The 13702-nt window shown below is 60.4% G+C and carries 13 protein-coding genes; 4 read left to right on the forward strand and 9 right to left on the reverse strand.

Annotated features, from left to right (window positions below; translation table 11 throughout):
- Positions 1–8 precede the first annotated feature (8 nt).
- The 7 genes from I6L35_RS13195 to I6L35_RS13225 all read right to left on the reverse strand — a co-directional run bounded on the left by I6L35_RS13195 (position 9) and on the right by I6L35_RS13225 (position 6724).
- Complete coding sequence (locus I6L35_RS13195; protein ID WP_216978411.1) at positions 9–1832, reverse strand: SulP family inorganic anion transporter; 1824 nt, start codon at positions 1830–1832, stop codon at positions 9–11.
- A 71-nt stretch (positions 1833–1903) separates the two neighbouring features.
- Positions 1904–2494 (reverse strand): nucleotidyltransferase family protein, encoded by a 591-nt coding sequence (locus tag I6L35_RS13200; protein WP_216978412.1) that lies wholly within the window; start codon positions 2492–2494, stop codon positions 1904–1906.
- Complete coding sequence (locus I6L35_RS13205) at positions 2481–2741, reverse strand: GNAT family N-acetyltransferase (RefSeq protein ID WP_005347229.1); 261 nt, start codon at positions 2739–2741, stop codon at positions 2481–2483. The genes I6L35_RS13200 and I6L35_RS13205 overlap by 14 nt, the downstream gene beginning before the upstream one ends.
- Before the next feature lie 203 nt (positions 2742–2944).
- The gene (locus I6L35_RS13210; protein WP_139708930.1) at positions 2945–4129 is read right to left on the reverse strand and encodes an iron-containing alcohol dehydrogenase; all 1185 of its coding nucleotides are present in this window, start codon (positions 4127–4129) and stop codon (positions 2945–2947) included.
- Positions 4130–4147: 18 nt separating this feature from the next.
- The gene (locus I6L35_RS13215; protein WP_005361659.1) at positions 4148–4666 is read right to left on the reverse strand and encodes a hypothetical protein; all 519 of its coding nucleotides are present in this window, start codon (positions 4664–4666) and stop codon (positions 4148–4150) included.
- On the reverse strand, positions 4647–5267 hold the full coding sequence (locus I6L35_RS13220; RefSeq protein WP_216978413.1) for a TetR/AcrR family transcriptional regulator: 621 nt from the start codon (positions 5265–5267) through the stop codon (positions 4647–4649). Before I6L35_RS13220 ends, I6L35_RS13215 begins: the two co-directional genes overlap by 20 nt.
- Positions 5268–5278: 11 nt before the next feature.
- A complete protein-coding gene (locus I6L35_RS13225) occupies positions 5279–6724 on the reverse strand; it encodes a coniferyl aldehyde dehydrogenase (protein ID WP_216961871.1) in 1446 nt (481 codons plus the stop codon).
- 212 nt (positions 6725–6936) lie between these two features.
- On the opposite strand from I6L35_RS13225, the gene I6L35_RS13230 reads away from it, so the two are divergent.
- The 3 genes from I6L35_RS13230 to I6L35_RS13240 all read left to right on the forward strand — a co-directional run bounded on the left by I6L35_RS13230 (position 6937) and on the right by I6L35_RS13240 (position 8860).
- Positions 6937–7230, forward strand: coding sequence for a hypothetical protein (locus tag I6L35_RS13230; protein ID WP_005353197.1), 294 nt, complete (start codon positions 6937–6939; stop codon positions 7228–7230).
- Between the two features lie 219 nt (positions 7231–7449).
- The gene (locus I6L35_RS13235) at positions 7450–8418 is read left to right on the forward strand and encodes a nucleoside hydrolase (RefSeq protein ID WP_216978414.1); all 969 of its coding nucleotides are present in this window, start codon (positions 7450–7452) and stop codon (positions 8416–8418) included.
- A gap of 106 nt (positions 8419–8524) precedes the next feature.
- Positions 8525–8860, forward strand: a complete 336-nt coding sequence (locus I6L35_RS13240; RefSeq protein ID WP_005347215.1) for a DUF3634 family protein — start codon at positions 8525–8527, stop codon at positions 8858–8860.
- A gap of 88 nt (positions 8861–8948) precedes the next feature.
- On the opposite strand, the gene I6L35_RS13245 is transcribed toward I6L35_RS13240, so the two are convergent.
- Positions 8949–10154, reverse strand: coding sequence for a cytochrome c (locus I6L35_RS13245; protein ID WP_216978415.1), 1206 nt, complete (start codon positions 10152–10154; stop codon positions 8949–8951).
- A complete protein-coding gene (locus tag I6L35_RS13250) occupies positions 10151–12076 on the reverse strand; it encodes an FAD/NAD(P)-binding protein (RefSeq protein ID WP_216978416.1) in 1926 nt (641 codons plus the stop codon). The genes I6L35_RS13245 and I6L35_RS13250 overlap by 4 nt, the downstream gene beginning before the upstream one ends.
- A gap of 580 nt (positions 12077–12656) precedes the next feature.
- On the opposite strand from I6L35_RS13250, the gene cyoA reads away from it, so the two are divergent.
- Positions 12657–13700: a cytochrome o ubiquinol oxidase subunit II gene (gene cyoA / locus I6L35_RS13255; protein ID WP_216978417.1), complete on the forward strand. Its 1044-nt coding sequence runs from the start codon at positions 12657–12659 to the stop codon at positions 13698–13700.
- Positions 13701–13702: the final 2 nt, after the last annotated feature.

The raw sequence follows: 13702 nt of genomic DNA on the forward strand, positions 1-13702 counted from the left end.
CCAAGGGATCAGGCAGGCGTGGCGCCCGCCTCCTGTTCGCTTGGCAGGGTGAGGCGCGCCGAGTCGGGCAGGGCATCATCCTGCGGCCAATTCGAGCGGATGGCATCTGTGGTGCTCTCCACCACCGCATCATCCTTGAACACCGGCTCGCGGTAGCAGCGGGTCAGGCGCAGCGCCTGATACATATCGGGGCAGAGGATGATCCCCTCATCGCCCACCCGCACACCCGCCTGCTTTAGCCAGTGGGTCATCTGGCCGTGGCGACCCGCCATCACCATATGGATGCCGCGCCGTTTCAGATCTTTGTGCAGCTCTCCCACCATGCTCATCACGCTGATGTCCTGATGGGTGAAGCAGGCGACCGCATCGATCACCAGACACTTGGGGGCTCGGGGATCCTGCACCAGCAGGGCAAGCACCCGCCGCTTGAAATAGGGGGCATTGAAGTAGGTGAGCGGCGAGTTGAAGCGATAGACCAGAATACCCGGGATCGCCTTGGCCTGTTCGTTGTCCCCCAGGGTGCGCACCACCCCCTCGTCATCCATGCCGAGTAGTTGATCGGTGGGGCGCATCACATTGCGCAGGAACTGGAATAGCCCCAGCAACACGGCAAGGGTGATCCCGGGGATCACTCCCATGGTGAGCACGCTGATAAAGGTGACCAGCGCCAACCAGAAGGCGGAGCGGTCGGAGTGGCGCAGCGCCCACAGTCCGCGAAAATCGGTGAGCGACAGAGAGGCCATCACCAGCACCACCCCGAGGGCGGCTGTGGGTATATATTTGAGCGGCGCCGTCAGATAGAAGGTGATGAGGGCGATCACTGCTGCGGCGATGATGGAGACCAACTGGCTCTTGCCGCCGTTGGCGTCGTTGACCGCAGTGCGCGAATCCGCGCCGCTGATGGCAAAACCCTGGGAGACTGCGGAGGCGAGGTTGGCCATACCGAGGGCCCGAAACTCCTTGTCCGCGTCTATCTCGTAACCGTTTTTGGCTGCAAAGCTGCGGGCGGTCAGCATCATGGAGACGAAGCTCACCATGGCCAGGTTAAGGGCGGGCAGCACCAGCTCCCGCATCAGGCCGGGGGGGAATTCCGGCATCTGGAAGGCGGGCAGGCCGGAACCCACCGCCCCCAGGGTGGCGATATCAAACTGGCCGAGATTAAAGCCCCACACCAGCGCAGCGGTCACCACCATGGCCACCATGGAGGAGGGCCATGCCGGTTTGTAGCGCTTGGCCAGCAGCAGGGTGAGCAGAGCCACCAGACTCATGGCCAGGGTCGGCAGATGGGTCTGGGTAATATAGGTCGCCCCGCTGGCAATCCGCTCGATGAGGTAACGTTCGCTGAAAGTGAAGCCGAAGATCTTGGAGAGCTGGCCCACCATGATGGTGATGGCCACACCATTGAGCAGCCCCATCAGGATCGGGCGGGAGAGAAAGTCCGCCAGCACCCCCAGCTTGAAGCGGCTGGCAATCAGGCACCAGAAGCCGGTCATGGCGGTCATGGTCATCACAAGTTGCCAGTGACGGGTTGGATCGCCTGCGGCCAGCGGCGTCACCACGGCGGCGATGACCGCACAGGTGGCGGCATCGGGGCCGACAATCAGCTGGCGGGAGGTGCCAAACAGGGCGTAGACCAGCATGGGCAGGATGCAGGAGTAGAGGCCGACGATGGCACCCACCCCGGCAAGCTCGGCATAGGCGATGGCGACGGGCAGGGCCACGGCCGCCACCGAGAGTCCGGCGCGAAGATCTGGCATCAACCAGGCGCGCTGGTAATGCAGCAGGGCGGCGAGGCCCGGTAGCCAGCGTTCGAGAGAGAAGAAGTCGCGCATTATTTAACCCATTGAGTTACAACCAGCTTTTCCCCTAGTGTGCCCAAGGTTATCGAAAGATTGCAATCAGGTTATGGCCAGTTTACCTGAAGGTCAGGCCAGATAGCCTGCCAGCGTTTCTCCTTGATGCGCTGGGTAAAAATCTGTTTGTCCTGACGACATCTGGGGTTGGCACTCACTTGCAGCGACCAGTTGATGGCAAAGCCGTAGGGGGCAAGCCACTCGAACTCGCCATCCCGGGTGAGGCGTACGCCGATGCAGGTGGGCACCTCGACCCAATGGCTGAGCGCCTCAAGGCTGCTGGCAAACGGCGCTACCAGCTGGCGAGTATGCATGCGGGCCTGATTGCGCACCTCCCACTGCTGGCCGGGCAGGCGTTTGGCGAGCCAAGCTTCGTGCTCCGCTTCGGCCAGCCCTTGCGGATCGGTTTTATCGAGATAGATAAGGTCGATATCGTTGAGCGGGGTGGGCACCGCCTTGTGGTGAAGGTGATCCCAGATGAGGTTGCGGATAAAACCGGCCCCCAGCGCCCAGTCGGGCAGATTGAGCTCGGCCGCGGCTTGCAGGCAGGCCATCCGCTGCGGATCGGCCCGCAGCAGGGCTTCTGTTTTGGCTTGGAATTGCTGTTCGAGGACGGTGTTCAGAGGTTCAGTTGTTGGCATTGCGGCGTAACCAGACATCAATGTAGCGACAGCTCGGCACTATAGTGAGCCCCTCCGCCTGAGTCCAGTTGAAGAAGGCGCGCGCCAGCTGATCGGCAATCCCCTGCACCCGCAGCTCGGGGGGGACGAAAGTACTGTAGGCGTCGATGGTCTTGGCATCGAGGCGCCGGTAGCGCAGTCTCGACTCTTTCCCCTCAACCATACAGATAAACTGTTGCTGGTTGGCCTGATGAATAATCTCGCTCATGGTGGGCACCTCTGGCATCAAGATGGTGTTGTTGGCACAAGATAGCGGTTAGCCAAGGTATAGAACAGATAATGAGAGCCCGTGGTCAATATCATCCCCCTTTGACAGAGGGCGCATCGATATCGCGATGTAGATCAAGGTGCCCGATGGTGAGTCGGGCACCGCGTTAGTGTCAGCACAAGATTATTGGCAAAGGGGAGGGATCAGACCCAGGCTCGCTCCAGCAGGGTGAGTAACTGCTCACGGTCGGCGTCCTTGCGATTGAACAGCAGGGCACCGTCGTTGACCGCCAGATCGCGGATCTCGGTCAGTAGCGAGCGATCGCTTACCCCAGCCTCGCTCATGGTGCGCGGCAGCTTGACCGCTTGCCACAAGGTGTCGCGCAGGGTGCGAATAGCTGTGATGGTCGCTTCCGCCCGCTGATGGGCCGGGGTGGCAGCAAAGCGCTCTGCCCCCACCAGCGGCAACAGCAGCCGGGCCAACTCGCTATCCACCTCGGGGCGGTTGTAGTCGAGCACGGTCGGCAAAAAGAGGTTCATGCACAGCCCGTGGGGCAGATGGCAGCGGGCTCCCAGACTGTGGCCGAGGGCGTGCACCAGCCCCACCATGGAGTTGGAAAAAGCCATGCCAGCCAGCGTGGAGCCTTCCGCCAGTTGCAGCCGCAGCTGTTTGTTTTGCGGGTCGTGGATGATTTGCGGCAGGGCGCTGGCGATCTTCTCCACTGCCATCAGGGCCAGCGCATCGCTCACCGGGTTCTTGGCGGTACCGATAAAGGCCTCGATGGCGTGGGTCATGGCATCCATGGCGGTAGCGGCGGTGATATTGAGGGGCAGTCCCTGGGTCAGGCGCGGGTCGAGCACCGCCAGCTGGGGCAGCAGGAAGGGGGAGGTGAAGGGCACCTTGCGCCCGCTCGCCTCATCCTTGATCACTGCAACCAATGTCACTTCTGATCCTGTGCCCGCCGTGGTGGGCACCACCGCCAGCGGCTTGAGGGGACGGGTCAGGCAACCGGCGCCCGAGTAGTCGAGCAGATGATCCCCCCCCATGGAAGTGAGAATGTTGACTGCCTTGGCGGTGTCGATGACCGAGCCGCCCCCCAGCGCCACCAGACTGTCGCAGTCGAGCTCGCGGTAGCGTTTGGCGATCCGCTCCACCACGGCAGTGGAAGAGTCAGCCGGGATCTCGTCCCAGATGGCGGCAACCGGCAGCTCCCCCTCGGCCAGCACATTGGCCAGCAGGGTGGCAAGGCCGGTGGCATTGACCCCCTTGTCGGTCAGCAGCAGCGGGCGACGGGCCCCGAGGCTGGCCAGCTCGCTGGCCAGCTGCTCCAGCGCCTGTTCACCGGCCAGCAGTTTGACCGGGCAGAAGAAATCGTAATAGCGGCTCATTTCAAAGCTCCTTGCGCGTTAGCCGGTCACCAGACCCAGATAGATGTTGCAGGCCCGGCCGATCTTGTTGGTCGGGGCGGGATAGTGGCGCAGCAGAGGCCGCGCGATAAAGGCGGGCAGGATCAGGGACTGCAACTGCTCAAGCCCCCGTACCAGATGCATGGCAACGGTCAGATCTCCCTCCACCAGCAGCCGGTTTTCGCCAAATGCCTGATTGACCCCGAGCCGAAAACTCAGGGCGCGAAAGGCGATATTGGGATGCTTGAAGCGCACCCGTAGCGGATGGATGGTGGCATGAGGGGCGACTGGCGCGCCGGGATACCAGCGGCCACCCTGCTTGTGCATGTTCATGGCGTAGCCGATGCCGCCCACTTCGAGGCGAATAGCCAGCCCGTCCGGCAACGGCGCCAATTCACGGCGCACTGCCTCGTCGGTGCGGGCGGCGCGACAGAGGGTGCGACCCACCACCCAGAGCAGAGTGGTGATCCAGAGGCGGCGGCCAAGGGCTGCCGCAGGTTCAAACATCCGTGTTTGCATGAGGATTGGCTCCTGAGATGGCTGACCAGAAGAGGGCGAACGCACTGGCTTGCCAGTAGTCGTCCTCTCCCAGCTCCGGTTGATCGACAAACAGTGATGCGCAAGCGAGGAACTGGCCCTGACACACCTCCAGCAACAGTGGCGCGGGAGCCTGCATCAGCTCGCCGCTGGCCTGCCCCTTTGCCAGCAGGGCTGGCAGAAAGCGCAGGGCATCGTTCAGGATCTGGCTGCGGGCCGGTCTGGCCAGCAGCGGAGAGTGAAAGAAGCCCAGCACGAATTTGAGCTCATTGGGATGCGCGAGCATCCACCCCATCGCCAGCTGCCAGTAGTGGCGGGTCTGGTCGTACAGCGGCAGGGTGGGATCTGCTTCATGGATGGCGCTCCCCATCCGGGTCTTTACATCCTGATAGAGGGCGAGGATCAGCGCCTCCTTGCTCGGAAAGTGGTGGAACAGAGTGCCGTTGGCCACCCCGGCCGCCTTGGCGATACGGGCGGTGGCGGCCCCCTGCAGGCCATCTTCGGCGCAGAGGGCGAGGGCGGCATCCAGGATCTGGCGGCGCTTGTCGGTCATGGTTTGTGGCTGCGGGATAGCCTGCTTCATTGTCATCTCCATCAGCGCAGGAAGAAGGCCATCATCAGCTTCTGGATCCAGCTGTGGTAGGGGGGATGGATCAGGGAGCCGGTGGTGAACTTGCCGCGGGTCAGCACGGTTTTTGCCTTGGAGAAGGTAAGAAACCCCTCGTGGCCGTGGTAGTGGCCCATGCCGGAGGCGCCGATGCCGCCAAACGGCACATCGTCGGCAGCCACCTGAAACAGGCTCTCGTTGATCGCCATGCCGCCGGAGTGGGTCTCCCGGGTCACTCGCGCCTGCAACTCGGGATCGAAGCTCATCAGATAGAGGGCCAGCGGGCGGGGCCGCTCGGCCACATAGGCGAGCGCCTCCTCCAGGGTGTCGTAGGGGATGAGCGGCAGCAGCGGCCCGAAGATCTCCTGCTGCATTACCTGACACTGACTCGGCACCCCGGTCAGCAGATGGGGCACCAGCAGGCGACGCTGGTCGTCGCGGGCCGGGCTGCCACAGGGATGGAGCTGGGCACCCGCCTGCTCGGCTTCATCGAGCCAGCTGACGAGACGTTGATACTGGCGGTCGTTGATGATGGCGCCGTAGTCGGCGCTATTGAGCCCCTGCGGGTAGAGCTTGCTGAAGTGGCGGCGATAGGCGGCGATAAAGTTATCCACCTCGCTGCGGGGCAGCAGCACATAGTCGGGGGCGACGCAGATCTGCCCGGCGTTGAGGCTCTTGCCGAAGATCATCCGCTCGACCGCGGTGGCGACCGGCATGTCGGGGGCGATGAGACAGGGGCTCTTGCCACCCAGCTCAAGGGTGAGGGGGGTGAGCTGGGGCGCGGCGGCGGCCATCACCAGCTTGCCCACCATGGTGGAGCCGGTAAAGAGCAGGTGATCGAACGGCAGTGAGCTGAACGCTGCCGCCATCTGGGCATCTCCCTCGATGATGGCGATCTCGTTTTCGTCAAACACGCTGGTGAGCATGGTGCGCAGCACGGCGTTGGTATGAGGGGTGAACTCGGAGAGTTTCAGCATCGCCCGGTTGCCCGCCGCGATGGCGGTGATGAGGGGGCCAAGGCTCAGCATCACCGGAAAGTTCCACGGCACGATAATGCCGACCACCCCGAGCGGCTGGAAGTGCACCTCCACTTTGGCGGGGGCCAGCAGCAGGCCGGTGTGACGGCGGTGGGGCTGCATCCAGCGTTTGAGCCGCTTCTGGGTGTAGTTGATCTGCATGATGCAGGGCAGCACATCGGCGATCAGGCTGTCGTAGTGGCTGCGCTGACCATAATCTGCCGCCAGCGCCTTGCACAGCTGTCCCTTGTGGGCGAGCAACGCCTGTTTGAGTTTGGTCAGCTGCGCCCGGCGCTCGGCCAGGGTAGGCATGGGGTGAGCCAGACTCGCCCGCTTGAGCCGCGCCAGCTGATCCGGCAGGGACATCTTGATGGCGAGGATATCCTCAGGAGTGTGTTGAAGCTGCGCCGCACCCATGTTGTTCTCCGCACGAAAAATGACCGACTGATTAGTCGGTCTAAATCTAGCTGTTTGTTACCGGAATGTAAAGCTGGCAAGCTGTCTGCCGTTCACCATGAGCCGGACGCAAGAGAGAACTGTGTGTCTCCCCACACTTTTGTGGTTTGCTCGTTGGTGACTTATCTAATAAGGGGTAGTTTTTGGCTATTAACCTACACGGAGAGAGCACTATGACCAGGGAACTGAACAGCTTGTTGGCCCGGCTTGAAGATGTGGTTGAGCGGATGCCGGATTGCTTCAACACCTACGAATTCGCCCAGAAGCTGGCACTGCAATATCAGCCGGAATTCTTTGCCGCGGGCCACTCTCTAGCCGAGCACGAGGGCAAGGTACTGCGGGTGCTGCACCAGAAGATCGCCGAAGCGCTGGCGGGCAGCGAGATGGTGATTGAAGGGGCTCTGCTCCCCTGCGTCACCCCCTGGGGGGAGAAGGCGACCTCACCGCGTTGGCACCGCAAGCACTGAGGATCCGGTCAGGCAGATCACTGCCAGATAGCAGATAACGAACAACGATAAAGGGCGCGGCGCTGGCAACAGGGCCGCGTTTTTTATGCTAATTGTCGCCAGCAGCGCCCCCGCTGCCGGGAGCAAAGGCCCGCTCTGTGATCCCATGCCGGGATATGGGGCCGTCAGCCGGATAGACTCTCCCTTTTGTCGCAGGGTTTGTCACCGTAGGAATTTCTCATGACCCATAAAATCATTCTGGATACCGACCCGGGTATCGACGATGCCATGGCCATCCTGTTTGCCGAGGCCCACCCCGCCATCGAGCTGCTCGCCATCACCACTGTTTTTGGTAACGCCACCATCGACAATGGCACCCGCAACGCCCTCTGGCTCAAGCAGAAGTACGGCATGAAGGCGGATGTGGCCAAAGGTGCTGCCGCCCCGCTGCTGCGCGAGCCGGTTGGCCCCACCACCATAGTCCACGGCCCGAGCGGCTTTGGCGATATGGAGGCGGGGGAGGTGACTATCGCTCCGGATCCTCGCCCCGCTTGGCAATATATTGTCGAGGCGGTGGAAGCCGCGCCGGGGGAGATCACCATAGTCACTATCGGCCCGCTGACCAATCTGGCGCTGGCGCTACAACAGGCGCCCGAGATTGTCTTGCTGGTGAAACAGGTGGTAGTGATGGGGGGCGCCTTTGGCGTCAACGGCCATCGTGGCAACGTGACCCCCTATGCCGAGGCCAATATTCACGATGATCCCGATGCCGCCGACCGAGTCTTTACCGCCGATTGGCCTGTGGTGATCATCGGGCTGGACGTGACCCAGCAGAGCTTCTTCAGCAGCGCCTATCTTGATGAGCTCAAGGACAAGGCGGGAGAGCCGGGCCGTTTCCTGTGGGATGTGAGCCGCTTCTATCTGCGCTTCTACTCCGAGAAACTGGGGCTCTCCGGTTGCCACGTCCACGATCCGTCCGCCATCGCCTATGTGATTGATCCGACCCTCTTTACCCTGCGCGAGGGGCCGGTACGGGTTATCACCAGCGGTCCGGCCATCGGCCACACCCTGCAAAAGTTCGATGGCAAGCGCCACTCCCACGATGACTGGTCAGCCTATCGTCCGCAGCAGGTCGGGGTGGCGGTGCGTGATGAGGCGCTGCTCGCTCTCTATCGCGAGACGCTGGTGGGTTGGGGCAAGGATTGCTGAGCAAAGGGGCGCTATAGCGCTGAGGCGGGGGCTGTGATCGGCGCCAAACAATCGGGGCGCATGGCCGCTTATACTGCCTGATATCAAGAGCTTGGGAGGGATGAAGATGGCCTGGATTTCCTTGATCGTAGCGATTGCGCTGATCTGGTGGTTGATGAAGCTGGGGCGTGGCGCCCTGTTCGAGATCCGCCTTGCTCCCGGCAAGGTGGTGGTCAAGCAGGGCAAGGTCTCACCCGCTTTTATTGACCATGCCAAACAGATCCTGCGCCACGATACGGTACGCGGTCGCATTGTGGGGCAGCGCGATGGCGATGGTGTGAAGTTGATCTTCTCCCGCTCTATCCCCGAGCCGGTGGCCCAGCGGTTTCGCAATATCTTCCCCTATGGCGATTACCGCCAGCCAACGGCGCCACTGCCGGGGCCAAAATCCCGCAAGGGATAAGCACCGGAACGTGGTTAATCAATAGCAAACGGGCCTCCAGTGGAGGCCCGTTTTTTATGGCACTTGGCCAAGAGAGGGCTGACAGCCCTTACTCCTTGCCGTGCAGCTCGCGCTGGGTCTTGACCGCCGCTGCCTTGACGGCGGTGCCTTGATTGCCCCAGGAAGCGCGCAGGGTGTTGACCAGCTCGGCCACCTGTTCGTCGTTGAGAGCCCAGCCATAACCCGGCATATGGTAGCCGATATGCCCCTGCGTAATGGGCGTCTCGGCACCGTGTAGCAGCACGTTGATCAGGCTCGACGGATCGCTCGCCAGCACGGTGCGGTTGTTCACCAGCGAGGGAATGACGTGGTCATTGCCCTGGCCGTTGACCCCGTGACAGGTGGAGCAGTACATGGCGTAGTCCGCCTTGCCGCTGGCACTGGCATAGGCACGGGCCCCTTTCTCCGCGACCGGCTCATCTTTCAGATCGGTGAGATAGGTGGCGATGCTGGCCAGATCGGCGTCGCTGAAATACTGGCTGCTGTGAGTGATCACTTCCCCCATGGGGCCCGCGACCGCTTCATGCTGGCTGCGGCCGGTTTTCAGCAGATCGATCAGCGCCTGCTTGCTGTAACGGCTGCCGCGAATGTCGGGGGCATACCAGCCATCCAGCGCCGCCCCGCTTAGGTAGACAGGGTCCGCCTCAGTCAGCGCTTTCTCCTGCATGCCAAGCCCGCGCGGAGTGTGGCAACTGCCGCAGTGACCGGCACCCTGCACCAGATAGGCGCCACGGTTCCACTCTTCGCTCTTGCCTGCGACCGGGGTGAAGCGGCTGTCGTCGTGGTAGATCCAGTTCCATCCCATCAGCGGCCAGCGCATGTTGAGCGGCCAGGGGATGTCGCTCTCTTTGTTGGCGATGGCCAGCGGTTGCACCTCCTTCATCAGGTAGTGATAGAGATCTTCGAGATCCTTATCGCTCATCTTGGCGTAGGCGGTGTAGGGCATGGCCGGATAGAGGTGATGGCCGTCGCGGGCCACCCCTTCACGCATCACCTTGATGAACTCCGGCAGGCTGTAGTTGCCGATACCGTGGGTCTTGTCGGGGGTGATGTTGGTGGCAAATACGGTGCCGATGGGGGTCGGGAATCCTTTGCCGCCTGCCAGCGGCTTGCTGGTCTCGCTGGTGTGACAGGCGGCGCAATCGCCGAGCTTGGCCACGTATTCCCCCGCCGACATGGCGGGGGCTGCGTTGGCGGCAAGGGCGGGCAGAGCCAGCAGCAGGGCGCTGGCGGTCAGTGACAGGGCGCGGCTCATTGGGCACCTCCCTTGCTCATGGCTACCAGCTCGTTGACGGCGCGCCACGCTTCGTCGATGGCGGCGTGGGCGTAGGGGCTCCAGCCTGCATCCGAGTTGGCGATGGTGATGTTGCCGATCGGCTGGCGACCCAGTTCAATCCATTTTTCGCACTGCGCTTCGTCATCAAACAGGGTGTTGGTGACATAGGAGTAACCGTGAGACCAGCGGTTGACCGTGATGGCGAGGATATCCTGCTCATGGTTGAAACCGGCGCTGCCGAGCATTCCCTGCAGTTGCTCGCGGATCATCTGCTCGTGCTGCTCGAATGGCATGCCGAGGATCATGGCGCGCCCCTTGCGGGACTGCTCGCGTGCCGAGAGGCCGCTGCCCGGCAGGGTCGGTACATAGACCATGTGCAGGCACATGGGCTGATCCGGGTTTTTGGGATGCTCATAACCACCGAGGTTGACCGGATAGTCGAGTTTGACCCGACTGTAGGGGGCTGCGGGGGAGTAGACCTCGTGCACCCCCAGCTTGACGAATGCTTGCCAGTTCTTGATCACCACCTTGGTGTAGACCAGCGGCGCCTTGACGTTCTGGCGCAGAGCCTCCTTCTGGGGCTCCGGCATCTCGGGCACCATATAGGGGATCATCATGTTGTAGCCCGCCATGATCGACTGCTTGGCCCGTACCCGATGCAGCTTGCCCTCTTTGATGTAGGTGACATCCACCGCCAGCTTGCCATCGGCGAGGCGCACGTTTTTAGCCTGTAGCGCCGTGCTGCCAAGACGCAACCGTACCTTGTGCTCGGGCAGGTCGAGTTTGCTGTAGTCAAACTTGGCCAGCACCACATCCTGCATGGTGTGACCCGGCGCCACCTGCGGAATGAGCTTGCGTACCATCAGGCGGGTGAGACCGGCGTTGCCATCGGGGAAGTGGAAGATGTAGGGATCGTCCAGCTCCGCCTGCTCCTCGGCATCAAGCGGCGTCAGATTGAGGCCGTCGAAACCCGGCAAGGCGCACAGACGCGCATCGGCGCAGGCGGTGGCGTCGATGCCGACCGCCTGGAAATCGTTGGTGCGCTGCTGGAAGTAAGTGATCGCCCGCTCGCTGAGACCCACTTTATCGCGCAGGAAGGTGGTGTAGCTGTTGCGAGTCACCCACTCGTCCTGCTGCTCGCGGGTCATGCCGCTCAGGTAGTCGATCTTCGATTCGTGCAGGGCCAACAGGGCGGCCTTGTCGGCATCATCGAGGGGGAAGTCACCGATAAATTCTGCCAGCGGCCGGCCGTTCAGGCGATCGCGCGGGATATCGTCCGCCACGTTGTGGCCCGGATCCCCGTTCACTATCTTGTTGACGCCAAAGTGCTTCTCGTCGAAATAGACGCCACGGCTCAGCCCCAGATCCGGATAGAAGGTCTGCTGGAAACCGGCGGCCAGCTCGTCGATGTTGACCTCCAGCGTCTTGAGCAGACCGAGCGCCACCGGGCTGTAGACCGAACGCGGTGATTGCAGGGATTCACTGCCGCCGTAACCCAGACGCAGGCCATCGGGGGTGGTGAATTCGTTGCGCTTGGCGTGGCCACCGAAGTCATCGTGGTTGTCGAGCAGCAGGATCTTCTTATCCGCGCCGAGCAGTTGCTGATAGAAGCAGGCGGCAGCCAGGCCGCTGATCCCGGCGCCGACGATCACCAGATCGTACTCCCCCTCAAGGGGAATATTGGCAAAATCATACTGCTTGCCGTCACGGGCGATGCTGTGGGCCGGTTCGAAAGAGCCCGGGTGGTTGCCGCGCAGGCCGGTGAGGGCGGGCGGGTAGGCCAGGGTTTTATCCGCCAGCGTGCTGCCGCCTTCGGCAGCCTTGAGCAGATTGATGGGGGCGACGCCTGCCGCAATGGTGATGGCAACGCCGTTGAGAAAATCTCTGCGTGTAATACTCATGGCAATACCTGCTGTATGAAAAATGGAAAAGCACAGAGTGGAATGGGTAGCTGACCAGCAGCAAGAGGACGCAACCTACCGCCATATTCGCATGGCGTCTATATAGTTTGATAATAACTTATTAAACAAATTATTCAAACAAGGGGCCAAGTGACAGACTTGTTCTGGTTAGCCGATTTTAAAAATAAATGCAGCAGAAATATAGGGCAGCTATCTGTGGGTGCATTTAACTATGTAAATGCAGATGTATTTAATTGGTCATTTATCATCGTAGCTAGCAGCTGTTTATTATTCATGCTGGAGGGCGAAATTTTAGCCTCATATATCCATATACTATGTGGGGTTTGTTGGTAGTTTAGTGTGCAGAGTTCAACTGTAATTTGAGATGGCAGTTCTGTTGATTAATTATAGGGAAAAGCACTATTTATAGTGACTTGGATGGTTGATTAACAATTTTCACATGCGTTCGCCAAGTTTTGCACAATCTCGGGATTAATTTTTCATGTTGTTTACATGTTCTGGTTCTGATCACAATGTTGCCCGTTTTTACAACTTTAGCCTGCGACCATAAGGACACTGCATGAGACCTTTTGAATTAAAGAGGGGCTTGGGTGCTTTGCTGTTGCTCGCATCGGCCAGCTTGCTGACCGGCTGCGACATGGCCTTGATGAACCCCAAAGGGCAGATTGGTCTGGAGCAGAAATCACTGATATTAACCGCCTTGGGGCTGATGTTAATTGTGGTGATCCCTGTAATTATTATGGCTGTGGTCTTTGCCCGCAAATACAGGGCATCAAATACCAACGCTAAATATACTCCGGATTGGTCTCACTCCAATAAAATTGAAGCGGTTGTGTGGACCGTGCCAATTATTATCATCGTCATCCTGGCAACCATTACCTGGAAAACGTCCCACGAACTGGATCCTTACAAACCGTTGGATTCTACGGTGAAGCCGATCCAGATTGATGTTATTTCCCTCGACTGGAAATGGCTGTTTGTCTACCCAGAATTAGGGATTGCCTCGGTCAATGAATTAGCATTCCCGGTCAATACCCCCGTCAATTTCCGGGTGACTTCAGACACAGTCATGAACTCTTTCTTCATTCCCAAGCTGGGCGGGCAAATTTATGCCATGGCAGGTATGCAGACCAAGTTGCATCTCATTGCCAATGAAGCAGGCGCGTATGACGGTATCTCCAGCAGTTATAGCGGAGCCGGTTTCTCGGGCATGAAGTTCAAGGCGATTGCCACGCAGGATCAGGCCGGTTTTGATGCCTGGGTTGCCAAAGTCAGGGCCTCTCCCAAGATGCTGACCACCATGGATGAGTTCAATGCGCTGGCCAAGAAGAGCGAAAACCACCCGGTGGAGTATTTCTCAAGTGCCGATCCGGCCCTTTTCGTCAAGCTGATCAACAAGTTTATGGGTGACATGGGGCATGGCGAGCACAAGGGGATGACCCATAAAGCCCCCTCAGAGCATGGCGCCGCCATGAATCACGATGACATGGCACATATGCAGATGGACCATGCCGCTATGGCGCATGACGGGCAGAAGGAGCATGCCGGACATATGAACGCGCCGTTGGATAACAAGGCTGTGCAAGCAGGATCCGAGGAATAACC

Source organism: Aeromonas sp. FDAARGOS 1405 (genome assembly GCF_019048265.1).
Taxonomy (GTDB): Bacteria; Pseudomonadota; Gammaproteobacteria; order Enterobacterales; family Aeromonadaceae; genus Aeromonas; species Aeromonas veronii_A.